General features: G+C 59.3%; 35 protein-coding genes and 1 pseudogene. 25 read left to right on the forward strand and 11 right to left on the reverse strand.

The features are described 5' to 3' along the window. The 13 genes and pseudogenes from Q8L50_RS01365 to Q8L50_RS01425 all read left to right on the forward strand — a co-directional run. Positions 1 to 141, forward strand: a pseudogene (locus tag Q8L50_RS01365) (elongation factor Tu); the annotation flags it as partial. Between the two features lie 25 nt (positions 142 to 166). Next, on the forward strand, positions 167 to 481 hold the full coding sequence (rpsJ, locus tag Q8L50_RS01370; RefSeq protein ID WP_007838118.1) for a 30S ribosomal protein S10: 315 nt from the start codon (positions 167 to 169) through the stop codon (positions 479 to 481). Positions 482 to 685: 204 nt separating this feature from the next. Continuing rightward, entirely contained in the window at positions 686 to 1,369 is a 684-nt protein-coding gene (gene rplC, locus Q8L50_RS01375) for a 50S ribosomal protein L3 (RefSeq protein WP_305346854.1), read from the forward strand. Continuing rightward, a complete protein-coding gene (gene rplD, locus Q8L50_RS01380) occupies positions 1,369 to 1,989 on the forward strand; it encodes a 50S ribosomal protein L4 (protein WP_305346855.1) in 621 nt (206 codons plus the stop codon). Before rplC ends, rplD begins: the two co-directional genes overlap by 1 nt. Then, positions 1,986 to 2,333, forward strand: coding sequence for a 50S ribosomal protein L23 (gene rplW / locus Q8L50_RS01385; RefSeq protein WP_305346856.1), 348 nt, complete (start codon positions 1,986 to 1,988; stop codon positions 2,331 to 2,333). Before rplD ends, rplW begins: the two co-directional genes overlap by 4 nt. A gap of 2 nt (positions 2,334 to 2,335) precedes the next feature. Further along, positions 2,336 to 3,160, forward strand: a complete 825-nt coding sequence (gene rplB / locus Q8L50_RS01390) for a 50S ribosomal protein L2 (RefSeq protein ID WP_305346857.1) — start codon at positions 2,336 to 2,338, stop codon at positions 3,158 to 3,160. Between the two features lie 9 nt (positions 3,161 to 3,169). After that, a complete protein-coding gene (gene rpsS / locus Q8L50_RS01395; protein WP_007866503.1) occupies positions 3,170 to 3,448 on the forward strand; it encodes a 30S ribosomal protein S19 in 279 nt (92 codons plus the stop codon). 9 nt (positions 3,449 to 3,457) lie between these two features. Next, entirely contained in the window at positions 3,458 to 3,787 is a 330-nt protein-coding gene (gene rplV, locus Q8L50_RS01400; RefSeq protein WP_077593714.1) for a 50S ribosomal protein L22, read from the forward strand. Positions 3,788 to 3,802: 15 nt separating this feature from the next. After that, on the forward strand, positions 3,803 to 4,720 hold the full coding sequence (gene rpsC, locus Q8L50_RS01405) for a 30S ribosomal protein S3 (RefSeq protein WP_305346858.1): 918 nt from the start codon (positions 3,803 to 3,805) through the stop codon (positions 4,718 to 4,720). A gap of 24 nt (positions 4,721 to 4,744) precedes the next feature. Beyond that, positions 4,745 to 5,161: a 50S ribosomal protein L16 gene (gene rplP / locus Q8L50_RS01410; protein ID WP_077593716.1), complete on the forward strand. Its 417-nt coding sequence runs from the start codon at positions 4,745 to 4,747 to the stop codon at positions 5,159 to 5,161. A gap of 12 nt (positions 5,162 to 5,173) precedes the next feature. Continuing rightward, positions 5,174 to 5,380 carry a 50S ribosomal protein L29 gene (rpmC, locus tag Q8L50_RS01415; protein WP_305346859.1) on the forward strand — a complete coding sequence of 69 codons (207 nt, stop codon included), beginning with the start codon at positions 5,174 to 5,176 and terminating at the stop codon, positions 5,378 to 5,380. Then, positions 5,380 to 5,649 carry a 30S ribosomal protein S17 gene (gene rpsQ / locus Q8L50_RS01420; protein WP_305346860.1) on the forward strand — a complete coding sequence of 90 codons (270 nt, stop codon included), beginning with the start codon at positions 5,380 to 5,382 and terminating at the stop codon, positions 5,647 to 5,649. Before rpmC ends, rpsQ begins: the two co-directional genes overlap by 1 nt. 144 nt (positions 5,650 to 5,793) lie before the next feature. Continuing rightward, positions 5,794 to 6,300 (forward strand): peroxiredoxin, encoded by a 507-nt coding sequence (locus Q8L50_RS01425; RefSeq protein WP_305346861.1) that lies wholly within the window; start codon positions 5,794 to 5,796, stop codon positions 6,298 to 6,300. A gap of 156 nt (positions 6,301 to 6,456) precedes the next feature. On the opposite strand, the gene Q8L50_RS01430 is transcribed toward Q8L50_RS01425, so the two are convergent. Further along, on the reverse strand, positions 6,457 to 6,948 hold the full coding sequence (locus tag Q8L50_RS01430) for a GNAT family N-acetyltransferase (RefSeq protein ID WP_305346862.1): 492 nt from the start codon (positions 6,946 to 6,948) through the stop codon (positions 6,457 to 6,459). A 335-nt stretch (positions 6,949 to 7,283) separates the two neighbouring features. On the opposite strand from Q8L50_RS01430, the gene Q8L50_RS01435 reads away from it, so the two are divergent. Continuing rightward, entirely contained in the window at positions 7,284 to 8,108 is an 825-nt protein-coding gene (locus Q8L50_RS01435) for a hypothetical protein (RefSeq protein ID WP_305346863.1), read from the forward strand. Positions 8,109 to 8,158: 50 nt separating this feature from the next. Further along, positions 8,159 to 8,746: a YceI family protein gene (locus tag Q8L50_RS01440; protein WP_305346864.1), complete on the forward strand. Its 588-nt coding sequence runs from the start codon at positions 8,159 to 8,161 to the stop codon at positions 8,744 to 8,746. 125 nt (positions 8,747 to 8,871) lie between these two features. On the opposite strand, the gene Q8L50_RS01445 is transcribed toward Q8L50_RS01440, so the two are convergent. Next, positions 8,872 to 9,324: a TlpA disulfide reductase family protein gene (locus Q8L50_RS01445; RefSeq protein ID WP_305346882.1), complete on the reverse strand. Its 453-nt coding sequence runs from the start codon at positions 9,322 to 9,324 to the stop codon at positions 8,872 to 8,874. Between the two features lie 74 nt (positions 9,325 to 9,398). Between Q8L50_RS01445 and Q8L50_RS01450 the strand changes: the two genes are divergently transcribed. The 3 genes from Q8L50_RS01450 to Q8L50_RS01460 all read left to right on the forward strand — a co-directional run bounded on the left by Q8L50_RS01450 (position 9,399) and on the right by Q8L50_RS01460 (position 13,743). Next, complete coding sequence (locus Q8L50_RS01450; protein ID WP_305346865.1) at positions 9,399 to 10,103, forward strand: DUF4197 domain-containing protein; 705 nt, start codon at positions 9,399 to 9,401, stop codon at positions 10,101 to 10,103. A gap of 219 nt (positions 10,104 to 10,322) precedes the next feature. Further along, positions 10,323 to 11,489: an FIST signal transduction protein gene (locus Q8L50_RS01455; protein WP_305346866.1), complete on the forward strand. Its 1,167-nt coding sequence runs from the start codon at positions 10,323 to 10,325 to the stop codon at positions 11,487 to 11,489. A 10-nt stretch (positions 11,490 to 11,499) separates the two neighbouring features. After that, positions 11,500 to 13,743 carry a PAS domain-containing protein gene (locus tag Q8L50_RS01460; protein WP_305346883.1) on the forward strand — a complete coding sequence of 748 codons (2,244 nt, stop codon included), beginning with the start codon at positions 11,500 to 11,502 and terminating at the stop codon, positions 13,741 to 13,743. 211 nt (positions 13,744 to 13,954) lie between these two features. On the opposite strand, the gene Q8L50_RS01465 is transcribed toward Q8L50_RS01460, so the two are convergent. The 3 genes from Q8L50_RS01465 to Q8L50_RS01475 are packed head-to-tail and all read right to left on the reverse strand — an operon-like array spanning position 13,955 to position 16,424. Then, positions 13,955 to 14,449: a thioredoxin family protein gene (locus Q8L50_RS01465; RefSeq protein ID WP_305346867.1), complete on the reverse strand. Its 495-nt coding sequence runs from the start codon at positions 14,447 to 14,449 to the stop codon at positions 13,955 to 13,957. Next, entirely contained in the window at positions 14,446 to 15,177 is a 732-nt protein-coding gene (locus Q8L50_RS01470) for an alpha/beta fold hydrolase (RefSeq protein WP_305346868.1), read from the reverse strand. The genes Q8L50_RS01465 and Q8L50_RS01470 overlap by 4 nt, the downstream gene beginning before the upstream one ends. Beyond that, entirely contained in the window at positions 15,177 to 16,424 is a 1,248-nt protein-coding gene (locus Q8L50_RS01475) for a CaiB/BaiF CoA-transferase family protein (RefSeq protein ID WP_305346869.1), read from the reverse strand. Before Q8L50_RS01475 ends, Q8L50_RS01470 begins: the two co-directional genes overlap by 1 nt. Before the next feature lie 150 nt (positions 16,425 to 16,574). Here Q8L50_RS01475 and Q8L50_RS01480 point away from each other — a divergent pair, with 150 nt between their 5' ends. Then, a complete protein-coding gene (locus Q8L50_RS01480) occupies positions 16,575 to 16,979 on the forward strand; it encodes a GFA family protein (RefSeq protein ID WP_305346870.1) in 405 nt (134 codons plus the stop codon). Between the two features lie 73 nt (positions 16,980 to 17,052). On the opposite strand, the gene Q8L50_RS01485 is transcribed toward Q8L50_RS01480, so the two are convergent. After that, entirely contained in the window at positions 17,053 to 17,166 is a 114-nt protein-coding gene (locus tag Q8L50_RS01485; protein ID WP_305346871.1) for a CoA transferase, read from the reverse strand. A gap of 290 nt (positions 17,167 to 17,456) precedes the next feature. Between Q8L50_RS01485 and Q8L50_RS01490 the strand changes: the two genes are divergently transcribed. From Q8L50_RS01490 to Q8L50_RS01510, 6 genes are all read left to right on the forward strand, one after another. Then, positions 17,457 to 17,768: a hypothetical protein gene (locus Q8L50_RS01490; protein ID WP_305346872.1), complete on the forward strand. Its 312-nt coding sequence runs from the start codon at positions 17,457 to 17,459 to the stop codon at positions 17,766 to 17,768. A gap of 194 nt (positions 17,769 to 17,962) precedes the next feature. Then, positions 17,963 to 18,361, forward strand: a complete 399-nt coding sequence (locus Q8L50_RS18915) for a GFA family protein (protein WP_370869711.1) — start codon at positions 17,963 to 17,965, stop codon at positions 18,359 to 18,361. A 981-nt stretch (positions 18,362 to 19,342) separates the two neighbouring features. Then, positions 19,343 to 19,627: a hypothetical protein gene (locus Q8L50_RS01495; protein WP_305346873.1), complete on the forward strand. Its 285-nt coding sequence runs from the start codon at positions 19,343 to 19,345 to the stop codon at positions 19,625 to 19,627. 411 nt (positions 19,628 to 20,038) lie between these two features. After that, the gene (locus tag Q8L50_RS01500; RefSeq protein WP_305346874.1) at positions 20,039 to 20,395 is read left to right on the forward strand and encodes a hypothetical protein; all 357 of its coding nucleotides are present in this window, start codon (positions 20,039 to 20,041) and stop codon (positions 20,393 to 20,395) included. 151 nt (positions 20,396 to 20,546) lie between these two features. Beyond that, positions 20,547 to 21,002 carry an isoprenylcysteine carboxylmethyltransferase family protein gene (locus Q8L50_RS01505; protein ID WP_305346875.1) on the forward strand — a complete coding sequence of 152 codons (456 nt, stop codon included), beginning with the start codon at positions 20,547 to 20,549 and terminating at the stop codon, positions 21,000 to 21,002. Positions 21,003 to 21,553: 551 nt separating this feature from the next. Then, positions 21,554 to 21,733 (forward strand): hypothetical protein, encoded by a 180-nt coding sequence (locus Q8L50_RS01510; protein ID WP_305346876.1) that lies wholly within the window; start codon positions 21,554 to 21,556, stop codon positions 21,731 to 21,733. Positions 21,734 to 21,786: 53 nt separating this feature from the next. Here the strand turns inward: Q8L50_RS01510 and cynS are convergent, their stop codons facing one another. From cynS to Q8L50_RS01535, 5 genes are all read right to left on the reverse strand, one after another. Further along, positions 21,787 to 22,230, reverse strand: a complete 444-nt coding sequence (gene cynS, locus Q8L50_RS01515; RefSeq protein WP_305346877.1) for a cyanase — start codon at positions 22,228 to 22,230, stop codon at positions 21,787 to 21,789. Positions 22,231 to 22,273: 43 nt separating this feature from the next. Beyond that, on the reverse strand, positions 22,274 to 22,717 hold the full coding sequence (locus Q8L50_RS01520; RefSeq protein ID WP_305346878.1) for a nuclear transport factor 2 family protein: 444 nt from the start codon (positions 22,715 to 22,717) through the stop codon (positions 22,274 to 22,276). Next, positions 22,714 to 23,616 carry an ABC transporter ATP-binding protein gene (locus Q8L50_RS01525; RefSeq protein WP_305346879.1) on the reverse strand — a complete coding sequence of 301 codons (903 nt, stop codon included), beginning with the start codon at positions 23,614 to 23,616 and terminating at the stop codon, positions 22,714 to 22,716. Before Q8L50_RS01525 ends, Q8L50_RS01520 begins: the two co-directional genes overlap by 4 nt. Next, positions 23,606 to 24,472 carry a nitrate ABC transporter permease gene (gene ntrB / locus Q8L50_RS01530; protein WP_305346880.1) on the reverse strand — a complete coding sequence of 289 codons (867 nt, stop codon included), beginning with the start codon at positions 24,470 to 24,472 and terminating at the stop codon, positions 23,606 to 23,608. The genes Q8L50_RS01525 and ntrB overlap by 11 nt, the downstream gene beginning before the upstream one ends. 187 nt (positions 24,473 to 24,659) lie before the next feature. Then, on the reverse strand, positions 24,660 to 25,174 hold a 515-nt coding region (locus Q8L50_RS01535; protein WP_305346881.1), incomplete at its 5' end, for an ABC transporter substrate-binding protein.

Below are 25,174 nucleotides of genomic sequence, written 5' to 3' on the forward strand. Positions count from 1 at the left end.
GAAATGGTCATGCCAGGCGATAACGTGTCGATCACCGTCAAGCTGATCAACCCGATCGCGATGGAAGAGGGTCTGCGTTTCGCCATCCGCGAGGGCGGCAAAACCGTCGGCGCCGGTGTCGTGGCCAAGATCATTGCGTAATTCTGCAAATACTTAAGGAATTACCATGGCCACCAAGCAAAAAATCCGCATCCGCCTCAAAGCGTTTGACTACAAGCTGATCGACCAGTCGGCAGCTGAAATTGTTGATACCGCCAAACGCACCGGCGCGATTGTCAAGGGCCCCGTGCCCCTGCCAACCCGCATGAAGCGCTTTGACATCCTGCGTTCGCCCCACGTCAACAAGACGAGCCGCGACCAGCTCGAAATCCGCACGCACCAGCGCCTGATGGACATCGTCGACCCGACGGACAAAACCGTTGACGCCCTGATGAAGCTCGATCTGCCTGCCGGTGTGGACGTCGAAATCAAGCTGCAGTAAGAAGAAATCGGGGTTTCGGCGAAAGCCGGGCCTCAAAAAGACCGGGATTCGGCGCGGATTTGCCAATGGGCCAAGTCCGCGCTATACTCTTGGGCTGTCCTGAGCTGGCATTGCCAGGTCCGGGGCGGTTTTATTAACTGTCTTTCACATCAAAACGTCTGCGGCCAATTGAAGTCGCAGCGGTGGAAGTTACGAAAGAAAAGCATGAGTCTGAGCAACTCCCTAGGGTTGCTGGGCCGCAAGGTGGGCATGATGCGTCTGTTCACTGATGATGGGGATACTGTTCCTGTCACAGTGGTAGATGTGTCTAACAACCGCGTGACCCAGGTGAAAACCCAAGCAAACGACGGCTACGATGCCCTTCAAGTGGCATTTGGTGCGCGCAAAGCGTCGCGTATCACCAAGCCAGCCGCTGGCCACCTTGCGAAAGCAGGCGTTGAAGCCGGTGAAATCCTGAAAGAATTCCGCGTGACCGCTGACGTCGCAGGCAAATATGCTGCGGGCGCTGTTGTGCCCGCCGCTGATATTTTTGCTGTGGGCCAAAAGGTGGACGTGCAGGGCACGTCCATTGGTAAAGGCTTTGCCGGCACCATCAAGCGTCACAAGATGAGCTCGCAGCGCGCGTCGCACGGTAACAGCCGTTCGCACAACGTGCCCGGCTCCATCGGTATGGCGCAGGACCCCGGTCGCGTGTTTCCTGGTAAACGCATGACGGGTCACCTCGGTGATGTCACCAAAACCACACAAAACCTCGACATCGTGCGCATCGACGAAGCCCGTCAGCTGTTGATGATCCGTGGCGCAGTGCCTGGTTCCAAAGGTGGTTTTGTGACGGTTCGCGCCGCCATCAAGGCCAAACCCGTTGCCGCCGCAAAAGGAGCGAACTGATGCAAGTCGAACTCCTGAACGACCAGGGTCTGGCCGCGTCCAAAGTGGATGTGCCTGATACCGTGTTTGGTCGCGAATACAACGAAAGCCTGATTCACCAGGTGGTCGTGGCCTTCCAGGCCAATGCCCGCCAGGGAACGCGTGCACAAAAAGACCGTGAGCAGGTCAAGCACTCGACGAAAAAGCCGTTCAAGCAAAAGGGTACTGGCCGCGCTCGTGCCGGTATGACATCCTCCCCGCTGTGGCGTGGCGGTGGTCGTATTTTCCCGAACATGCCGGATGAAAATTTCACGCACAAAATCAACAAGAAGATGTACCGCGCCGGCATGGCCTCCATCTTCTCCCAGCTGGCCCGTGAAGGCCGTCTGGCTGTGGTTGATTCGCTGACCGTGGACTCGCCCAAGACAAAAGTCCTGGCGGACAAGTTCAAGGCCATGAACCTCAAATCGGTGCTGGTCATCGCTGACGAGGTTGATGAAAACCTGTACCTGGCTTCACGCAATCTGGTGAACATTCTTGTGGTTGAGCCCCGCTATGCCGACCCGCTGTCGCTGGTGCACTACAAAAAGGTTCTGGTCACCAAGGCTGCCATGGACAAACTCAAGGAGATGTTTGCATGAGCGCCACCAACGCCAAAGTTGACACCAAAGTCACCAAACCAAAATTTGACGAAGGCCGCCTGATGCAGGTGCTGGTCGCTCCCATCGTGTCTGAAAAAGCCACCATGGTCGCGGACAAATCCAACGCAGTGCTGTTCAAGGTGCTGCAGGACGCTACCAAACCTGAGATCAAGGCCGCCGTGGAATTGATGTTCAAGGTGGACGTCAAGGCCGTATCGGTACTGAACCAAAAAGGCAAAACCAAGCGTTTTGGCAAGGGCACTGGCCGCCGCGACAACATTCGCAAGGCCTATGTGACGCTGAAGCCTGGTCAAGAGCTGAACATCGGTGGGGAGGCTGCGTAATCATGGCTGTCATTAAAATGAAACCCACCTCGCCGGGTATGCGCGGCATGGTGAAGATTTCCCGGGACCACCTGCACAAAGGTGAGCCTTACGCGCCGCTGCTGGAGCCACAATTCCAGAAGGCCGGCCGTAACAACAACGGGCACATCACCACGCGTCACAAAGGCGGCGGTCACAAGCACCACTACCGTGTCGTTGACTTCAAGCGCAACAAGGACGGCGTTCCGGCCAAGGTCGAGCGTATCGAGTACGACCCCAACCGCACAGCCCACATTGCGCTGATCTGCTACGCCGACGGCGAGCGTGCCTACATCATCGCCCCGCGTGGCCTTGAAGTCGGCGCCACGCTGGTCAGCGGTGCGGAAGCCCCGATCCGTGTCGGTAACACCCTGCCGATCCGCAACATCCCGGTTGGCTCGACGATTCACTGCATCGAGATGCAAATTGGCAAAGGCGCGCAAATCGCACGCTCTGCCGGTACATCTGCAACGCTGCTGGCCCGCGAAGGCATTTACGCCCAGGTCCGCATGCGCTCTGGTGAGGTTCGCAAGATCCACATCGAGTGCCGCGCCACGATCGGCGAGGTCGCCAACGAAGAGCACAGCCTGCGCCGTCTGGGCAAGGCCGGTGTCAAGCGCTGGATGGGTATTCGCCCGACCGTTCGCGGTGTGGTCATGAACCCGGTCGATCACCCACACGGTGGCGGCGAAGGCAAGACCGGCGAAGGTCGCCATCCTGTCGATCCATGGGGTAACCTGACCAAAGGCTACCGCACCCGCAACAACAAGCGCACGCAAGTGATGATTGTTTCGCGTCGCAAGAAGTAAGGTTAAGCCATGACACGTTCACTCAAAAAAGGTCCCTTTGTCGACCACCACTTGGTAGCCAAGGCTGATAAAGCCGTTACCAATAAAGACAAAAAGCCGATCAAGACCTGGTCACGCCGCTCCATGATCCTGCCCGAGTTCATCGGTCTGACGATCGCCGTCCACAACGGCAAGCAGCACGTCCCGGTCTACATCACCGATCAAATGGTTGGCCACAAGCTGGGCGAGTTTGCACTCACCCGGACTTTCAAAGGTCATCCGGCTGACAAAAAAGTTGTGAGAAAGTAAGGAAAGACCATGGAAACACGTGCAACCCTCCGGGGCGTTCGTCTGTCGGTCGACAAAGGCCGTCTGGTCGCTGATCTGATCCGCGGTAAAAAAGTGGATCAAGCGCTCAACATCCTGAACTTCACGCAGAAAAAAGCTGCAGGGATCATCAAGAAGGTGGTTGAGTCGGCCATTGCCAACGCTGAACACAACGATGGCGCCGACATCGACGAGTTGAAGGTGAAAACCATCTACGTCGAACAAGGCACCACGCTCAAGCGTTTCTCGGCACGCGCCAAGGGCCGCGGCAACCGTATCAGCAAGCCGACGTGCCATGTGTACGTTGTGGTTGGCAATTAAGAAGGCAGACAGGATATGGGACAAAAAATCAACCCAACCGGGTTCCGCCTTGCGATTAGCCGCAACTGGTCAAGCCGCTGGTACGCCAGCAACAAGGACTTCGCCGGCATGCTGGCGGAAGACATCAAGGTTCGCGAGTACCTCAAGGCCAAGCTGAAGAACGCCGCGGTGTCGCGCGTTCTGATCGAGCGCCCCGCCAAAAATGCACGCATCACGATTTTCTCGGCACGTCCGGGCGTTGTGATCGGCAAAAAAGGCGAGGACATCGAGAACCTCAAGAAAGAACTGAGCCGCCAGCTGGGCGTGCCGGTCGCAGTGAACATTGAAGAAGTTCGCAAGCCTGAAATTGATGCCAAGCTGATCGCAGACAGCATCACCCAGCAGCTTGAAAAACGCATCATGTTCCGCCGTGCGATGAAGCGCGCCATGCAAAACGCCATGCGTCTGGGTGCCCTGGGCATCAAGATCATGTCGTCCGGCCGTCTCAATGGCATTGAAATCGCACGTTGCGAGTGGTACCGCGAAGGTCGCGTGCCCCTTCACACCCTGCGCGCCGACATCGACTACGGCACCTCTGAAGCCAAGACCACCTATGGTGTGATTGGCGTCAAGGTCTGGGTCTACAAGGGCGACACCCTGGGCCGCGGCGATTCGCCGGGCGCCCGTCTGGATGCCGCACCTTCCGACGAAGAACGCAAGCCTCGCGGCCCACGCCGTGACGCCCGTCCTGGTGACCGCACGGACCGTCCGTCCGCACCCCGTGGAGCCGCACGCCCAGCGCGTGGCGCTGTCGGCGGTGTGAACACGGCCCCTGCAGATGGCAGCGACAAACCGGCAGAAGCTACCCCTGGTAGCGACGCCCCGAAAACCACCGTTAAGCGCGTCCGCAAAGCCGCGCCAGCTGCAGCAGCTGACGGTGCCAAGACCGAGTAATCGGTCTAACTACGGAGAATACAAATGCTGCAACCCGCTCGCAGAAAATACCGCAAAGAGCAAAAAGGCCGTAACACCGGCATCGCCACCCGAGGCAACTCGGTGGCGTTCGGTGACTTCGGTCTCAAATGCACCGACCGTGGCCGCTTGACGGCCCGTCAAATTGAAGCCGCACGTCGTGCGATTTCCCGTCACGTCAAACGTGGCGGCCGTATCTGGATCCGTGTCTTCCCGGACAAGCCGATTTCCCAAAAGCCTGCTGAAGTGCGTATGGGTAACGGTAAAGGCAATCCAGAGTACTACGTGGCTGAAATCCAGCCCGGCAAAATCGTTTTTGAAATCGTCGGTGTGCCTGAAGAGCTGGCCCGCGAAGCGTTCCGCCTGGCGTCTGCCAAGCTGCCGCTGCGCACCACCTTCGTCAGCCGCATGATTGGCCAGTAAGGGGAAATGAACATGACCAAATCCGCTGATCTGCGCAAAAAAGACGTTGCCGGCCTGAAAACCGAAGTCAAAGAGCTGCAAAAGGCCCACTTCGGCCTGCGCATGCAAAAAGCCACGCAACAACTCACCAACACCGCCACGCTGCGCTCCGCACGCCGTGACATCGCTCGTGCCAAGACCATTCTGGCCGAGACCAACGCCCGCGAAGGAGCGAAATAATGACGGAAGTTAAAAAATCCCTCAAGCGCACCCTGGTTGGCCGCGTGGTCAGCGACAAACGCGCCAAAACCGTCACGGTGCTGGTTGAGCGTCGCGTCAAGCACGAGCTGTACGGCAAGATTGTCTCGCTGTCGAGCAAGTACCACGCCCACGACGAGAAGGGCGAGTACAAGACCGGCGACCTGATCGAGATCACCGAGAGCCGTCCGATCTCCAAGACCAAAAACTGGGTCGTGACCAAGTTGCTGGAAAAAGCTGCCATCGTTTAAGTCTTTCCAGACTTTGACCTTGCAGTCATCAAAAGCGGCCCACTGTGTGGGCCGCTTTTGTTTTTGTCCCCGGCTCTGAAAGACTTTGGACAATCGTTGAAAATGCGGTCTGCCCGATTTTTTACCAACCCCTGAGGAGCACACATGATCAAAGTAGGCGACACACTTCCCGCCGCAACCCTGATGGAATTTTCCGAGGTGGAAGGCAACGGTTGCAGCCTCGGCCCGAACCCGGTCGATGTGGCCAAGGCCGCAGCTGGCAAGACGATTGCCCTGTTCGCCCTTCCCGGTGCCTACACACCCACCTGCTCGGCCAAACATGTGCCCGGCTACGTTGAGAAATTTGACGAACTCAAAGCCGCCGGCGTCGATGAAATCTGGTGCGTCAGTGTCAACGACGCTTTTGTCATGGGCGCCTGGGCACGCGACCAGAAGACCGGCACCAAAGTCCGCATGCTGGCAGATGGCAGTGCCGACTTCACCAAGGCCACCGGCCTGACGCTGGATCTGACTGCGCGTGGCATGGGCCTGCGCAGCAACCGCTATTCCATGCTGGTCAAAGACGGCAAGGTAGCCGCCCTGAACGTTGAGGCGCCGGGCAAATTTGAGGTCAGCGACGGTGCCACCATGCTGGCGCAAGCCAAGGCCTGAGCCGCCCCCCCCGCTTCATCGCCGCAAAAAGCCGCAGGCCGCAGGGCCTGCGGCTTTTTGCTTGCTGTTTGCTAGGTGGGCCGCTTGGGTGCGGGTCAAAACCGCTATCAAAAAAGTAGCTGCTTACGCCCGGTACGCAAGGGCCGCGAGGCATTTTTATGCCAGATCCACCTTCAGGTAGTGAGCGCCCGCTATCGGATTATGGTAGTAGGGCGGGATGTCGTAAAAGCCCAAATCCTCATACAGGGCGCGCGCTGCTTCCATGTCATCCAGTGTGTCCAGCAAGACGCTGTGGTAGCCCGCTACCCGCGCCGCATCCAGAATGGCTTCGGCCAGTTGCCTGCCCAGACCCAGGTGGCGAAAGCCCTGCCGCACAAACAGGCGCTTCATCTCGCAGGCATTCGGGTAGTCCACGGTCTCCAGCGGGCGCATCGCGCAGCAGCCTGCAAGCTGCCCATCCACCATGGCCAGCAGCAGGCAGCCCTTGGGCGCGGCGTAGTCGCCGGGCAGGCCGGCCAGTTCGGCATCGAAGTTCTGGAAGCACAGGTCAACCCCAAGCTGCGCTGCGTATTCCCGAAAGATCTCCCGGGTAGCCTCCAGCAGAACCGTGGTGTCCGGCGTGATGAACTGTGTGTCAGGGGGCGGCAATGGGTGGCTGGGCAAAGCTGGTGGAGTAAGGACTATACCGATAATCGCCCGCGGCCGGCCAAACCACAACAGCCCGACGGCGTAGCGCGCAATGCCCAAAACAGGTGGACCCCACATTCAATAATTGCCGCTGCGGCAGGGTGCCCGGCTCATGGCCGACCTGAGAGGATCAGCCTGCGCGGAGGCCTTAAAGTCCAGGCGGGGCCAAACTTATCGGTGATTTCCCTAGAGATTCAGATAGCGGCAGAACTTTCCGGCTGGAATCGAACCTATGTAGGACAAAAAGAGGGCAGGCCCGGGGCGAATCACGGGAATTGGAGAAAGCGGAACTAAAAATGAATGAATTACTGAACAATCCTGCCGTACAGGCAGGTGTGGCGCCGTTTGTTGTGGCGCTGGTCGCTGCGGTGCTTTTGCATCGAACCAGGCTGCTCGGCCTGGCTATAGGCGCGGGCTTTTTAACCGTCGTGTATCTGGCGCTCGGGTTTTCCTTTGATTCCCTGACTTCCGTCCGCAAGATGATCCTGTGCGGGGGTATTGCCACGGCACTGGTGCTTGTCATTGAGGCTGCCAGCCTTGCGGCACAGCCGGCAATTCGGGCGGCGCTGGCCTTGGCCGCTGCAGCTGCTGCGATATGGGTTGTTTCCCGCTTGCTGCAGCAGCTTGAATGGATGCCCGCGTTGTTGGCCGGTGCAGGCGCGGTCATTTACATGATGGCACTGGTCGAGTCTGGCAACCGACTGGGCAATGATTCTGTTCGCGCCGCCTCTGCTGCCCTGGTGCTCGGGCTGTGCAGTGGCGTGTTGGCCCTGCTCAGCGCCTCCGCTTCTCTGGCACAAGTCGGGATCGCTGTAGGCGCGGGTGCCGGCGCAGCGCTTCTGATACAAATGATGACCGGCAAATACGCGCCAACCGGCTGGACGCTTGCCTTGCCCGCCACTGTGGTGGCCGGCCTTGTTGGACTGTTGTCAGTGTTCACTGGTGCGTTGCCTTGGTATTGCCTGCTCCCAACGCTGGCGGTTCCCTGGGCTACGCGCTTGGTGCCAGCCGGCAAAAAGCCAGTCTGGCTTGCCGCTTTCTTGTGCGCCCTGGCGGCGCTCGTCCCCATGTTGCTTGCAGTGACCCTCGCCTGGTTTACTGCGGGTTCATCGTCCACATGAGTGGATTGTTTCGTGTCATCACCCCTGTCCCATCAAGAGGAGTCAACCCCATGTCCCGTCTTTCTATTGTCTTGTTGAGTTGCCTGTTGCCGCTGTCCGCCATGGCTGCACCTGTTACTTACGTTATCGACCCATTGCATTCGTATCCCACCTTCACCGTCAACCACCTCGGCATGAGCACCACCTACGGCCGCTTTGACAAGATGGCAGGTACCATCACGCTGGATCAGGCGGCCAAGACTGGTTCGCTCGAAGCCAAGATCGCCACCGCTTCCATCAGCACCGGAGACGCCAAACGTGCAGACGGCACGCGCTCCCGGGACGAGCACCTGCGTTCCCCCGATTTCTTCAACAGCGCCGAGTTTCCGGAAATTGTTTTCAAGTCAACCAAGTTCAACTTCAAGGGTGATGACGTCGAAAGCGTTGACGGCACGCTGACCATGCTTGGCGTTACCAAGCCGGTCAAGCTCAATGTCACCTCATTCAAGTGTGGGCCCCACCCCTTCAGCAAGAAGCCCATGTGCGGCGCTGACGCGCAAACGTCCTTCAAGCGCACCGACTGGGGCATGAAATTCGGTGTGCCCGCCATTGGTGATGAAATCAAACTGATCATCGGCATCGAGGCCTATCCGCAGTAAAAAGAGCTCGCGCAAGGACAAATAAAAAGGGGCTGGATTCGAAAGAATCCAGCCCCTTTTGGCGCAAGGCGCCAATGCCAGGCAAATGTTCAGCGCTACTGGGCAAGCGACCAGGGCCCGCCGTCTCAACTTTCGGCCAACAGCTTTTCAATCAGCAGGTGCAAGGCCGCAAAATCCGGCTCGCCCACATAACGTTTGACGATTTCGCCGCGTTTGTTCACCAGGTAGGTGGTCGGTGTGAGCGTGACATCGCCCCAGGCCTTGGCCACGGCGCCAGTGTTGTCGATGGCGACCTTGAAGGGCAACTTGCGGGTTTGGGCGAAGTTGACCACGTAACTTGGCGGGTCGTAACCCATGGCCACAGCCAGCGTGTCGTAACCCCGGCTTTTGTATTTATCGTAGGTCGAGATGATTTTCGGCATCTCGGCCACGCAGGTCACGCAGCTCGTCGCCCAGAAATTGACCAGCGTGACCTTGCCTTTCATGTCGGCCGTTCCCTGCTTGCTGCCGTCAAGCAGCACGAAGGTCGACTCGGGCGCGGCCTGCGCGCCGCCGCAAGCGGACAGTGCACCAAGCATGCCCAGCACCAGGGAAAAGGCCAGAACCATCCGGCATACTGCATTTGAAATAAAACTCATCGTGAAGGCTTTCTATGCTGCGTCGCAATTTTAACCAGGCCGGTATCAGCGCCTTGGGCCTGATGCTGCTGGCCACCTACCGCCATGCCGAGGCCTTGTCCCTGGGCGACCTGACCAACGCAGAAGCGTCCAGCGGCCTGAAAACCGCGCTCGAAAAAGGCGCATTGGCCGCTGTCGCGCTGCTGGGCAAAACAGATGGATTCCTGGGCAACCCGAAAGTTCGCATTCCCTTGCCCGGTTACCTCGAAGACGCGTCGAAACTGCTGAAAAATTTTGGTCAGGGCAAACGCATTGACGAGCTGGTCACTTCCATCAACCGCGCCGCCGAGGCCGCCATACCCATGGGCAAAGACCTGCTGGTAAGCGCCGTGCGCAACATGAACGTCAACGACGCCAAAAACATCCTGCAAGGCGGCGAGACATCGGTCACCAATTTCTTCGCCGAAAAAACCCGCATGCCTCTGGGCGAAAAGTTTTTGCCGGTGGTCACCAAGGCCACCGAGAAGGTGGGTCTGGCCAACAAATACAACGAGTTCGCCGGCAAGGCCGCCGGTTTTGGTCTGGTCAAAAAGGAAGATGCCAACATCCAGCAATACGTCACCGGCAAGTCGCTGGACGGCCTGTACCTGATCATTGGTGAAGAAGAAAAAAAGATACGGCAAGACCCTGTGGGTACGGGCAGCGCGATCCTCAGGCGGGTGTTTGGCGCGATGAAATAGGCTCTCTGCAGTCTTCGGGGGAGCGGGAGCGATCAACTCAATCCACGGGCTCTACCTTGTTCAAAGCTTGCTGGATCGCCGCGCCTGGGCGCCGATAGAGGCGCACAGCAGCGCTGACGCCTGATAGGGCGGGTTTACCTCTATGAATGAGCAGGATGTATCGCCTGTGCGGTGTTATCTTGAGAATCTCGCAACCAAATGTAACCACCTGTAGCCTTCATGAAAACCGAACAAAGACATTGGACTGAGCAGCTCGGTTGGATGACGGGCGCAGCCTCGCTCGGCGCCTCCGCACAACTGGTCCTGGTGTTTGGTGCGCCAGCCGCCCTGCAAAAACCGGAACTTGTTGCGGCGATCCGTAAAGACTACCCAGCGGCCTGCCTTCTTGGGTGCTCCACGGCAGGCGAAATCTGCGGCACCAGTGTCTTTGACGATTCGCTGGTGGTCACGGCAGTGCATTTTGAGCACACCCTCCTGCGCAGCGTGGAAGTCAACCTGGCGCTGGTCCCTGACAGTTTTCAGGCCGGCGAATGGATTGCACGGAACTTGCCGCAAACACTTGCCGACCCGTCTACCGGTGTGGAGGAAAAACTGGCGCACGTGCTGGTGCTAACCGATGGGCTGAAGGTCAATGGCAGTGATTTTGTTTCCGGTGTGATGCGCCACTTGCCCGAAGGCGTGACCATGACCGGCGGCTTGGCCGGTGATGGCGCCCGCTTTGGTGAAACACGGGTCTTCCGGGACGGCGTGCCGGAAAAAGATTCGATTGCCGCTTTGGGCCTGTACGGCAGTCGCCTGAAAGTGGGCATAGGCTCGCTGGGCGGGTGGGATTCTTTCGGCCCTGAACGGCTCATTACCCGTTCAGAGGCCAACGTCCTGTATGAACTTGATGGGCGTTCCGCGCTCGGGCTGTACAAGCAGTATCTGGGAGACCATGCCGACGGATTGCCTGCCACCGGCCTTCTGTTTCCGCTCAGTGTGCGTGCCCGGCCCGGCGAAGCTCCTGTGGTCCGGACCATCCTGGCGGTTGATGAAAGCGCGCAGAGCCTGACCTTCGCTGGCGACGTGCCCCAAGGCGCTTACGCGCGCCTGATGAAAGCGAACTTTGACCGGCTGATTGACGGTGCGGCCGGCGCGGCCAGGGCCAACGCCGAATCCATGGGTTCCGTTGTTCCTGAACTGGCGATTCTGATAAGTTGTGTGGGGCGAAAACTGGTGCTCAAGCAGCGTGTTGAAGAGGAAGTGGAGGCAGTCAGCGAGATTCTCGGAAGCGGGGCGATGCTGGCTGGTTTTTATTCCTATGGTGAAATTTCCCCGTTCACGCCCGGTGCCAAATGCGAACTGCACAATCAGACAATGACCATTACCACTCTCTCAGAGCGATAGCCTGCATGTGATGCACAGCCTGCTCAAACGCCAACTCAAACGCCACTTCGGCGACCCGGCCAACATCCCGGCGGAGTGGCAGGCATTCGTCAACGGCGTCAACGACGCCTACGAGGGGTTCGATGATGATCGCGGGATGCTGGAGCACTCACTTGAATTGAGCTCCCAGGAACTGCTGGACGCGAACTCCGAAATGCGGGCCGTTTTTCAGGCTGTGCCAGACCTGGTGCTTCGCCTGGATCATCAGGGCCTTATTCTTGACGTCAAGGCGGGTACCAGTGACGGGCTGGCGCCCCGGCGGCTGGACCTTGTCGGAAAACAGATTCAGGACAGCTTGTTTGCCGATGTTGCCGATCAGATGATGGACGGCGTTCGAGGCGTCATTGCGACAAACTCCCCGGTAAGCCTGGAGTATTCAACGTTGTTCGGGGGCGAGGTCGCTCATTGCGAGGCCAGGCTGGTGCCGCTGCTGGAAACGCAGATCCTGGTCATTGTCCGGGACATCACAGCGCGCAAACAGGGGGAAAAACGTGAGCAGGGGTACATACTTGCCATGCAGCGTGCAACCATCGCGGCGCAGGCCATCACACAACACCAGACACTGGAAGGCATGATTGCAGAGCTCGCCGGCCAGGCCAGAACTGTGGCCGGGGCCAACCAGTGTTTCGTCAGGCTGTTGCCGGGCGACCGTTCGATCAAGGCCGTCGCGAGCGCGTCACTGTCTGACGAGTACGCGAACTGGCGGGCCAAGGTGGACGAGGCGGCACAAGGCGACACCGGCACAGTTGTGGATGCCCTGGTTTTAGCCGGCCATGGCGCAATTCGATTGACCCAGGCCGAGCTGCATGCCCACCCGCTCTGGCCCGCTCTGGCAAAAAAGCAGGACCATCGACCAGCCATGCGCGGATGGCTCGCGGTGCCGCTGAAAAACCGCCACGGGGAAAGCGTTGGCCTGCTGGAACTGACTGAAAAATGCGAAGGTGAGTTCAGCGCGCAGGACCAATATGTGTTGGAGCAACTGGTCCAGATTGCCTCGGCGGCCATGGAAAACGTCAAGTTGCTGGAAGAGATCACAGACCTCAATACCAAACTTGAGCTCAAGGTGGTGGACGGTACAGAGGCCCTGGCGCGACAGGAGGCACTTTTTCGTGCTGCCGCCGACCAGGCGCCGCAGGTGATGTGGATTGTCAACACCAAAGGCGAGGTCACCTACCTGAACCGGTTCTGGTATCAGCTCGTGGGCGGGTCCGCTCCCACGGGCTACGGGAATGAGTGGATGCAGGTGGTTCACCCCGAGGATGTAGCCGACATGATGGAGAAATGGAAGCTCGTCTGGCAAAACGGCAAGGTGTTTTCGGGTATTCGCCGGGTGAGCGCAGTGGATGGCAAATACCATGTGCTGGCCTACAGGGCGTCGCCTGTACTGGATGCCCGTGGGGAAATTACCTGCTGGATAGGCATGGATACCGATATCACGGATATCAAGGCCATCGAGTCCGCGTTGCGGCTGTCCAACCGGGAGCTGGAGGCATTTTCCTATTCCGTTTCCCATGATCTGCGTGCGCCTCTGAGCACCATCGACGGGTTCAGCCGTTTGCTCGCCAAGCAACTTGACGCAGATGGCAATCCGAAAGTTCAGCAATACATGTCCCGGATTCGTCACGGCGTCGCCCACATGGGGCAACTGATTGAAAGCCTGCTTGCGCTGGCACAGGTTTCGCGCAACTCCCTGCAGGCCGTACCGGTTGATCTGAGCGAAATCGCCGATGCGGTGTTGTCTGACCTCACGGCACGAGACCCCGGTCGGAAAGCAGCCATCAACGTTGAGCCCGGGCTGATGATCAACGCTGACGCGGGTCTGTTTTTTGTGGTGATGGAGAATTTGCTGGGCAACGCCTGGAAATTCACCTCGCAGCGCGACGTCGCCAAAATTGCCGTGGGACACCACCAGACAGGAGCGGGCGAGACAGTATTTTTTGTTTCTGACAATGGCGCCGGCTTCGACATGGCCTATGCCGACAAACTATTCGGCGCGTTTCAGCGGCTCCACTCGGCCGAAGAGTTTCCCGGTACTGGCGTGGGACTTGCCACAGTGAGCCGGGTGATCGCGCGGCACGGCGGACGCATATGGGCAGAGTCCCAGGCGGGCATAGGAAGCACTTTTTTCTTTACCCTGTCCAGTACCCATTCACCAACAGATCTGCTGATGGACAGTGGTGAATTGAAAAACGATAGCCGATTCGGAGCGTTATGAGAGCTCCGCTGGTGTTGGCTTGGTAGAAAAAAGGCCTTCAGCCCTTGCTGGATATGCGCAAGCAGCTATCAAAAAGAGAGCAAATGTCTGGCGTAGCTTGCGCCTCCGGGAAGCAGCTCAGAGCCGATCCAGCGTCGCGCGGACAAAGTCTGCTTTGGCCTCGGTAGAGGCTTCGCGGTCGGTCATGCTGCGGGCTGGGGGCCGGGGCTGCTCAGGCGGTGCGCCCCAGAGCCTTGCGCGCGGTGGCCAGGCGGTCATCCAGATAGGCACCATAGAAGTCGTTGGAGCCCAGGCCCACCAGCCTTTCGGCCAGTTCCTGCCCCTGCGGGCCGAAAAACAGCACGGTGGGCGTAAAGCCGGCTTTCCATGCGGCAATCTGCACCGCGGCTGTGGTGGCCTTGCCATCAAAGCCGACCAGCGGCGTGGTTTTGTCGCTGATGTTGAGCTGCCAGGCGTGCAGGCCCGCCTCGGTGCGCGCCGGCAGCAGGTAGTTGCGCCGCACCACTTCGCAATACGGGCAACCGGGCAGGCTGACCAATATCACCAGCGGTTCTTTTTTGGCGGCGGCGGTTTGTGCGGCGCCCGGCAACGAGGCGGGAATCGGCAGCGCCGTGTCTTTGGCCAGCGCAAGCGTGGGCAACAGCAGCCCGCCCGCCAGCGCGGCTGTGAACTGGCGGCGGTGCAGCGTGGGTTGCGTGTTTTTCATGCGGCGCAGTCCAGCAAAATTTTGGTCAGCGCGGCGGGTTCGCTGATCATCGGGTCGTGACCGGTCTTGATCTCGATAATTTTCGAGTTGGGCAACCAGGCACCGTCCCAGAATTTGGCGTCTTTGGCGCGCAGCCGGCTCGGTTCTATGGTGCCCAGCGCCGGCTGCGTGCAATTGACAAAGGTGCGCGGGATGGCCGCCACACGTTGCACATCAAAAGTCAAAGGCGCCTGGTAAGTGTTGCCGGGGTGCGGCGTCTGCCGGCGCTTGACCCAGGCGTGGTCGGCGTCATGCAGGCCAAACACTTCCGGGTCGGGCGGCGGAAAGCTGAAGCGGGTCGTGGCCTGCGCCGCCGACAGGCGCTGTTGCTGCGTGGCGGCAGATTGTGTGCTGCTCCAGCTTTCACCGGGCTTGGGAAGCACCGCATCCACATACACCAGATGCTTCAGGTGTTTGCCCAAGCGGTCAGCCACCGCCGTGCCAATCATGCCGGCGTAAGAATGCACGGCCAGCACCACGTCGTGCAACTCTTCCACCTCAATGGCGCTGATCACGTCGTCAATGTGGGTGTCCAGCGTGATCGCGGGTGACAGCAAATGCGCACGCTCGCCCAGGCCGGTCAGCGTGACGGCGTGCACCCGGTGGCCCTGCTGCTGCAACAAGGAAGTTACCCGTTGCCAGCACCAGCCGCCGTGCCAGGCGCCATGCACCAGAACAAAATTGGCCATCAGATCACCTCTTTGTGTTTCAGGTCAGACAGTTGCGCGTCAGAGTAGTTCAACACACTGCGTAACACCTCGTCAGTGTGCTGGCCCAGCAGCGGCGGTGGCAGCCCGCCACTGCCCGGTGCGCGCACCGGCGTGCCACTGAGTTTGATCGGGCTGGACACCAGGCGCAAGCCACTTTTAACCGGGTGCTCCCAATGCGTGACCATGCCGCGTTCGTTCACCTGCGGGTCGGCAAACACCTCACCCAGGTGGTTGATGGCGCCGCAAGGCACCTTGGCCGCTTCCAGCGCCGCCAGCCAGTCGGCCTTGCGGCGCGTCAGCATGACGGCCTCCAGAATCGGCACCAGCACCGCGCGGTTGCGCACCCGGTCGCGGTTCTTGGCGTACTGCGCATCACTCGCCAGCTCGGGCCGGCCCGCCACCGCGCAAAACTTGGCGTACTGGCTGTCGTTGCCCACGGCAAGTATCAAATGATCTTTGCTGCCGTCAAGAGCAGGCGCCACCTCAAACACCTGGTAGGGCACGATGTTCTGGTGCGCATTGCCCGCGCGCCCCGGCACCTTGCCGCTGACCAAATAGTTGGCACCCAGGTTGGCCAGCATGGCCACCTGCGTGTCCAGCAGCGCCATGTCCACCTGCTGCCCTTCGCCGGTTTTTTCGGCATGGCGCAGCGCGGCCAGAATGCCGACGGTGGCGTACATGCCGGTCATCAGGTCAGCCACCGCCACGCCCACTTTTTGCGGGCCGCCACCCAGGTCATCCCGCTCACCCGTCACACTCATCAGCCCGCCCATGCCCTGGATGGCGTAGTCATACCCCGCACGTTCGGCATAAGGCCCGGTCTGGCCGAAGCCGGTGACCGAGCAATACACCAGTTTGGGGTTCAGCAGCTTGAGCGAGGCATAGTCCAGCCCATAACGCGCCATGTCGCCGACCTTGAAGTTCTCGACAAACACATCGCAATGCGCCACCAGCTCGCGGATCAGCGCAGCGCCCTCGGGCTTGGCAATGTCACAGGTAAGCGAGCGCTTGTTACGGTTCGTGCCCAGGTAATAAGCGGCTTCTGCCGTGTCGGCGCCCGCACCGTCCTGCAAAAACGGCGGCCCCCAGGTGCGCGTGTCGTCCCCGGTGCCGGGGCGTTCAATCTTGATGACATCAGCCCCCAGGTCAGCCAGAGTCTGGGTACACCAGGGGCCCGCGAGCACGCGGGAGAGGTCGAGGATGCGGATGCCGTCTAGGGAGTTCATGGGGGCATTTTGCCTTGGTGTGGCTTGATGCGATGAACGGTGCCGGCGGTGGCCGCAGGCGAGTCGCCAGCGCGATAGCTGGCCGGTGGTGCCGCCCTAGAATTTGCTGGAACAACCACACGGCGGTTCCACTCCGGAGCTTCGACAGTCATGACCACTCAGCATCACGGTTCTTGTCTTTGCGAGGGCGTTCGTTTCACCATCGAAGGTGAACTCGCGCGCATCGAGATATGCCATTGCAGCCAGTGCCGGCGGGCACAAGGCAGTGCCTTTGGCGCCAATATTGCGGTAGAAACGGTAAAGCTGAAGTTTCTGTCGGGGCTGGACCTGTTGCATCGCTACGCGTCATCGTCTGGCAAGACCAGAGCCTTCTGCTCAATCTGTGGCTCGCCGGTGCTCAGTGAACGGAGCTCGTTGCCCGGCGTCGTTCGCATCCGCGCCGGGCTGCTGGCTGAGCCTATTGCGGCTCAAGTCGAATCACATGCTTATGTGGACTCAAAGGCTTCGTGGTGGTCTATCGGCGATGGGCTCACGCAACATCCTGAGGGTATCTGACGCCTCACGCGGCGTGCATATAAAAGAAAAGGCAACTCTGCTGGAGGCCCTTGTGCCGCTAGACAAGGTCTGTTCAATCAACTGATCTTGATGACGTCAGCGCCCAGTCGGCCAGCGTCTGGGTACACCAGGGGCCCGCAAGCACGCGGGAGAGGTCGAGGATGCGGATGCCGTCTAGGGAGTTCATTGGGGCATTTTGCTTTGGTGGGGGTGAGACGGCTGAAGGCGGGTGCGCCAGGCAGTGGCGCTAAAAAGCCACACCTACTTCGATTGGGGGGTGGCCCGAATGCGATAGAGACCTAGAATTCGCTGGCAATCACTGCCGGGTTTGGTGACTTCATTTATACCTGTATAAATCTGTCCCAATTTCCCGCAAAGCCAATGCTGGCGGCCCTTCCAGGAGGATTTCATGTCCAAGTTATACCGCAGCCGCCAAGTTATACCGCAGGTTTTGCGGCATACATTACGTTATCCCTCATGATTCGCGCATTTGCTGCCGTCGTCGGATTGCTCGTTGCTACCGTGGTCGCCTCGCAATTGGCCATGTTTCTTGAGATCGACTCCTGCTTAGACGCTGGAGGCATCTACGTGCGGGCGACTGGAGCTTGCTCGGTGTCCAGCGGTGTCGAATATGTCGCGCAATTCGCCCGTCCCGACCTCTACGTCTTGTGGAGCATCTTCCTCGTGCTGACTGGTCTGCCTTTTTGGCTGGCGTACAAGGCAGTCACAGCCCTTGCAGCGCGGCTTGCAGGCCAAACAGCGCGGAAGTTGAGCCGCATTGAGCGATAACATGACAATCGACACGGACCCACAAGAGCAGGAGGCGGCTCCGCCGCAAGTTGTTGTGGTCCGGTCATCTTCACGTTGGGCGTCACAAGATCCTCGTCACTTGAGGCCGCAAGGAGTTCCTCGCTCCCTGGATTCAAGGCTAGCATGCGGTGCTTGCTCGATTGAAGATTGAATACCTCTAAGGAGCTTCTGTTATGCCCTATTCCGGCCAGTGCCTCTGTGGCGCAATTTGCTATCAACTTTCGGGGGAACCAAAGGTCGTTTCCTTGTGCCATTGCAGCGACTGCCGTCGAAGTGCGGGCGCGCCGATGGTCGCTTGGGCGATGTTTCGGGAAACTGCCTTGACGCTGACGAAAGGGCAACCAAAAACGATTAACTCGTCAGGTACCGCAATGCGCAGTTTCTGCCCCGACTGCGGGAGCGGGTTGTTCTACCGCAACGCAGGTGTGCTCCCTGGACTTGTCGACATCCAGTCCTCAACCCTTGACCAACCTGAGGCTCTACCACCGACAGTGCAAGTACAGACGGCTGAAAGGCTCAGTTGGATGAAACACATCTTGGAATTTCCTGAATTCGAGCGATACCCGAAGTAGGACAAGGATGACGCCCAACCTTTCGCTCAAGCGGACCTGCCTACGGCAGGCCGCTTAGCTCACACGTTAGGCAGCACAAAGTGCGTGACAGAACTCAAGACGTATCCCTGAAAGACATCCTGTACTTGGCTGCGCCTCTTTGGGGCCCGCTCGCATTGACTCCTGTGTTCATGGTGCGAGGTCAAGCTGGTGAGATTTTGGCAAACGCTGCTGGGCTATGTGGATTCCTCGCTTTTCATTACCTCGGAGTCAGAGCTCTTCTGCGTACTTCGACCGCTGGCGCTCTTTCGAAGATCGTAGTTGGCGGTGTTTATTGCGCAGTCGCAGCTGTCATCTGTCTGGGAGCTTTCTGGGCGGCGTGCGAGCTGGGTGGGATGTGCAAGCCATGAGGTTCGGTTTTTTCTACCGATCCTCAGAACCACCTAGGACATGGGGCATGCTGCCTAACAGGTCCTTCGACGCGGACGTCCGGGTGCTTGCATGCGCTGAGCTCGCTCGCTTCCCAGCCACCGGTCAAGTCCAACGTTAAGGCTAGCGCCGCCATGCTCTTACGCAAACTTGCCTTGCCCCTTCTATGTGTCACAGCAGGCTCATTGCATGCTCAGCCAAGTTCTGGGGCCGACGTCTGGAAGGGCATCGCGGAAGAAGACCTCCGGCGCAGCTTCTCGTTTTATGAGAATTGTCCGGAGCCAGCCAAAATAGCAGTCTCTCTCGTGGAAAGCGCGGCGCTTCAAAATGGTGTGGTTCGTCTAGTTGAGAGATGGTCATTGACTGGTTGCAATCGGGAGCGCAGCTACCAGGTCATCTTCAACCCAGACTTAGGTACAGGGCTTTCCTACAAGTCATGGCCTCGATGAAGTGCATTCCCAGCCTTAACCGGTCAGTCAAAAGCGGACCGCCTGCGGCGTCCGCTTACTTCCAGCGTTAGAGCTCATGGAACCAATCAGGCCAGCGCCGGCGAGGGGAGCCGCCGTCCGATCCTTGAAGTACACCGCTGCGGTTTTGTCGCAGATCTTCTTCTGCGTCATGGCGCTGCTGATGACGGTGTTTGCTGGATCCATACATCAAGCCCCATGGTGGCTCTCCCTGTATCTCGCACTGACACAGGGTTTGCCGATCCTCGGGGCCACCATCGTTTCAATTTGGCGGTTGCACGTCATCGCAGGAAGCTCTCTATTCAAGCGGCTGTCACTGGTCCGATTTTGGTCCTTGATCGTCCTCGCAGTGAGCTGGGTCTTGTTAATCCTGCGTTCGGCACTGAGGTAGCGGAGAAGAGGCGCGTGAACTTGAGCTCTAACAACTCCTTCGACGCGGACGCACATGTGCGCTTCCTCCCTTCGGTCGCACTTGGCTTGTGCGCCGGTCAAGTCCAACGTTAGACCTCAATGAAATCCCCCAGCCCTCAGTTCGTTGTGTACGCCGTCGGCATGCTTCTCTTCGGTCTGGCGTATGAGCCAGTAAAGCAGGCGCTGGGCGGCCAGTGGATGTTTGTGGCGGCTGCCATCGCCTACCTACTGGTGCTGCGCGTCGTTGGAGCGCTTGTAGCTAGAGCGTTGATTTCGCGGCGGAACTCCAATGAGTAGTTCTGCACAACCCGGCGCATTGAGGTCTAACAGGTCGGCCCAGCGGCGATCGCCTACGGCGCCGCCTGGCCTCCAACGTTAGCCCGCGCAAACCATGTTCGCACACGCCCGTCGCCTTTTTCGATATGCAGTCGGCACACGCTTCATCGACATCGAGCAGGAGTCGCCCGAGCGTTTGGAACTGAGCTGTGGAATGACTCGAACCATCTTCGAGAAGGCCACAGGCCGGGTCATTCAACATTCGAGAACTGTGGGCACATTCGCCGCAATCGAAGTGATCGAACTGCACCAACCAAGGAACCAGGAAGGACCACTTAACTGGTTCGTCACAATTCGCCTTACCGGAGGCCGGGCGATTGAGGTCGGTCAAGTCACAGACCGGAATGACGCATCGGTCGTTGGCGCTCGAATTTCTACAATCACCGGCCATCTGGTAACTGTCAAACCCTGAGCAATGGACTACACCCAAACCACACTCAAACCGCCTCATGCGACGGCTAACAGGTTGCTCGTCGCGGACGCGCAGCCGCAGAATGCCGCTTCGCGGCGCTGGCTGCGCGCCAGACAGCGCCAACGTTAGGCCTCAGAGGAAGCGCCTGCTGATGCTCGATACGAAGATTCCACCGCCCGTAGTCGCCATAGCAGCGGCAATTGCCATGTGGGCCCTTGCGCGCACCGCGCCTGCATCTGGCGCCAATGATGGCCTGCGTCTCTTCGCTACCTCTCTAGGCGCGCTCTTGGGACTTGCTTTCGTCGCCGCGGGCTATCTCGCACTGAGGCGGGCCAAGACTACTGCCAATCCGGTCAAGCCTGAGAGCGTATCCGCGCTGGTGACAAGTGGCGTCTACCGACTGACGCGCAATCCAATGTACGTCAGTTTGGTTCTATTGTTGCTCGCCTACGGCACCTATCTGTGGTCGCTACCTGCCCTTCTTGGTCCCATCGCGTTCGTTGCCTACATTACGCGGTTTCAAATCATTCCCGAGGAGCAGGTACTGGAGGGGAGGTTTGGCAATGAATTTGTCGAGTACAGGCGGAGGGTTCGCAGGTGGATCTGAGGCCTAACCATTCGCTGCAGCCGACGTGCCTACGGCACGCGGCTGAGCTCACACGTTAGGCGGCAAAAAGACCGTGCTCCTCTCCACACTGCTATTTATCGCGGGCACGGTATGCGGACTGTACTACTGGTACCTCGGTATCGTCGTCGGCTCACACCTTCTTGACCCCGAAAGACGCAAGTCGCCTGGCGAACGCGTCATTCTCTCGGGGGTCGCATGGTCGGTGGGAAGTGGCGATGCGTTCTCAGACGAAGGCAAGCAAATTTGCCGTCGCGGCAATTGGACACTTGTGGCCAGCATTCTCATATGGTCTGCGTGGGGAGTAACCAAGTGAGCTTGCCGTTGAACATGATCGTCAACACATTCGGTCAGCGGTCGCCGGTTACGTCTACGCTAGACCCACACCCCAACGCCAGAGCAGGTCGCTTAAAGCATCTGCCACGTAGCCGCGTGCCTCGCAAAGATGTCAGACGTTGCGCCTTTCGCCATAACCGGCAGACTGCCAGTCCCACAATCGAGTTGGTCCATTCAACACCAACAAGGAATCCACCATGCGCAATTTCTCCGGCAAAGCCCCAACCTTCGTCGTGTGGGTGATTTCTCTGGTGCTGTTTATTGTTGCGCTGCTCGCGCAGTTTGGTGTGGTCCGCCTGGGCGCACCCATTGCGATCTGGTCGTGGATTATTGGTTTCGGCCTGCTTCTTCTTGCTTGCCGGGTTAGAGGTCTCTAGGCAAGTATCCCTGCGATACGCCAGAGTGCCCGGTGGCACCCCGGCTCCCCGCATCAATACTGCTTGTACGGCAAAAATTTGCCCGACAACACCACATTCACGCGGTCACCTTTGGGGTCGGGCGTGCGCACGATGTCCATCGAAAAATCAATCGCGCTCATGATGCCGTCACCGAACTCTTCGTGGATCAGCTCCTTGATCGTGGTGCCGTACACGCTGACAATTTCGTACCAGCGGTAAATCAGCGGGTCGGTCGGCACGGGCGTGGGCAATGAGCCTTTGTAGGGCACAACCTGCAGCCACTTCTGCTCTTCGGCGTTCAGGCCAAAAATTTTGCCGATGATCTTGGCCTGTTTGTCGTCGAAGGTCATCTGGCCCAGGCAGCCTGCGGTTGTCCACTCTTTGCTCAGGCCGACCTTTTTGGCGACCGACTCCCAGGTGATGCCTTTGCTGACTTTGACGGTGATGATTTTTTCGGTGATGTCGTTGCGGTTCATGCTTTGTTCTCCGTGTTGTAGGTAGTAATAAAAAGGTGATGGGTTAAACAGCCACAGGGCGCGGCCAATGGAATTTGCGGTCGGCCTCTTTGATCGGCACGTCGTTGATGCTGGCCTCGCGGCGTTGCATCAAGCCCAGCTCGCTGAACTCCCATTGCTCGTTGCCGTGGGATCGGAACCAGAAGCCGGCGTCGTCGTGCCATTCGTATTCAAAACGCACCGATATGCGGTTGCCGGTAAAGGCCCAGAGTTCTTTCTTCAGCCGGTAGTCCAGCTCTTTGGCCCACTTGCGTTTTAAAAACTCGCGGATCATGGGCCGGCCCGAAAAAAAGTCGGCGCGGTTACGCCAGACCGAGTCTTCGGTATAGGCCAGGGCCACGCGATCGGGGTCGCAGCTGTTCCAGGCGTCTTCGGCCTTTTGCACTTTTTCTTTCGCGCTTTCCAGCGTGAAGGGCGGCAGCGGCGGGCGGGCTTGCTCGGTACTCATGCCACGGCTTTCAGGGTGACGGTGGGTGGTGTGTCGGCCAGCGCACCGCGGCCCGGCTCCACAATCGGTGGGTGCGCCGGCGCCCGGCCATGCGACAAATCTTTGGAGCGCGCCACCAGAAAGTCCACCAAGTGATTGCGCAGCGGGTAGTACTGCGGGTCGTGGTGCACCGTGGCACGCTGGCGGTCGCGCGGCATGGTGTTGCGCACAATTTCTGCCACCCGGGCCTGTGGGCCGTTGCTCATCAAGAGGATCTTGTCAGCCAGCAGCACGGCTTCGTCCACGTCGTGGGTGATCATGAAAACCGTCTGATGCGTTTCGCGCACGATGGCCAGCAGCTCGTCCTGGATGGTGCCGCGTGTCAGTGCATCCAGCGCGCCAAAAGGCTCGTCCAGCAGCAGCATCTTGGGTTCTATCGCAAAGGCGCGCGCTATGCCCACGCGCTGCTTCATGCCGCCCGACAGGGCCGCCGGTTTTTTGTCGATGGCGGCTGACAGGCCCACCAGGTCCACATATTTCTGCACATGGGTATCGACTTGCGCGTTGGTCCAGTCCGGCCATTTGGAGCGCACGGCAAAGGCAATGTTTTTGCGCACGGTCAGCCAGGGCATGAGGGCGTGGCCCTGAAACACCACGCCGCGCTCCAGGCTGGGGCCGGCCACCTCGCGGCCGTCCATGAAGATGTGGCCGGCGCTGGCCGATTCCAGCCCCGCCAGCGCATTGAGAATGGTGGTTTTGCCGCAGCCCGAGTGGCCGATGATGCAGACAAACTCGCCACGGTTGATGGTGAAGTTGACTTCATCAAACACCGGGCCGCTGGTGCCGGGGTAAGACTTGGCCAGGCCCTCGACCTGCAGAAAGGGCCGGTCGCCGCTGGTGGGTGCGGGTTTATTCAGCATAGGTCACCCACTTCTGCAGTTGCGCAAACATCAGGTCCAGCAGCATGCCCATCACACCAATCACCACGATGGCAAAAATCACGTTGGTCAGCGAGAGGTTGTTCCATTCGTTCCAGACAAAGTAGCCGATGCCGGTGCCGCCCACCAGCATCTCGGCGGCGACGATCACCAGCCAGGCGATGCCCATGGAAATCCGCATGCCGGTCAGGATGGTCGGCGCAGCGGCCGGCAGGATCACGAGAAAGGCCTTGCGCAGCGGATCGACTTCCAGCGTCTTGGCGACGTTGAGCCATTCACGCTTGACCGCCGACACCCCGAAAGCGGTGTTGATCAGCATGGGCCAGACCGAGCAGATGAAAATCACGAAGATGCCCGAGGTCGACGAGTCCTTGATGGTGTACAGCGCCAAAGGCATCAAGGCCAGCGGCGAGATCGGCTTGAGCACCTGGATAAACGGGTCGAGCGCGCGGCGCATCAGCGGCGACATGCCGATCAGGAAGCCCAGCGGAATCGCCACCACACAGGCCAGCAGAAAACCCAGGCCCACGCGGGCCAGCGAATGCCCGAGCTGAATGGCAATGCCCTTGTCGTTGGGGCCGTTGTCATAAAACGGGTCGGCCAGGTGCCGCCAGGCGGTCTGGCCCATCTGCAGCGGCGTCGGAAAGCCGCCGGTTTTGGCCGTGCCGGGGTCCTTGCCCAGCATCTTCAGATACTCGGCTTGCTCGGCGGACACGGCAGGCCCGGCCGCGCCACCGGTGGCCGGCAGCGTGGCGAGTTGCCACGCTGCCAGAAAGACCAGCAGCAGCAATACCGAGACCAGCGTGGCCTTGAAGTTCAGGGTTTTGAAAAAGTTCATGGTGTCATCAGAAGGTTGCGGCGTCCGTTAGCGACGGTGTGAGGGCTTGTCACCCCGGACTCGAGGAGCCTGCCCCGGACTCCGATTCGGGGTGGTCCATGCCTTCCGCAGCGGTATGCCGTCATGGATTGCGGGTCGAGCCCGCAATGACAGATGGCGGGAGCAGAAGGCACGGTCACGGGCATGTTCAGGCCATCTTGTTGATCGCAAAGGACTTGAGGTACTCGTCCGGTTTGGCTGCGTCGAACACCTTGCCCATGATGGTGAACTTGGGATAGGCGCCCTCGGGGGCTTTCTGGCCCAGCTCTGTCATGCGTTTTTTGGCATCGGTCAGCAGGAAGACTTTTTCGGCGATCTGCTTGTAGTTGATGTCGCCCTTGACATAACCCCAGCGTTTCATCTGCGTCAGCATCCACACCGCCATCGACTGCCACGGGATCGGGTCGAAGTCGGCGCGATCCGGCACGGTCTTGATGTTGCCCAGGCCGTCGGCAAAACGACCGGTCAGTACCTGCGTGAGCACGGTTTCCGGCTGGTTCAAATAAGCCTGCGGCGCGATCACCTTGGCGATCAGTTCGCGGTTTTTCGGGTCGCGCGCCATGGCGGCGGCGGTGAGTACCGAGCGGTACAGCGCGGCAAAGGTGTTGGGGTTTTTCTGGATGAACTCGGTCGAGGTGCCAAAGGCGCAGCAGGGGTGGCCGT

The sequence above is a fragment of the Polaromonas sp. genome (genome assembly GCF_030680935.1).
In the GTDB taxonomy this organism is placed as follows: Bacteria; Pseudomonadota; Gammaproteobacteria; order Burkholderiales; family Burkholderiaceae_C; genus Polaromonas.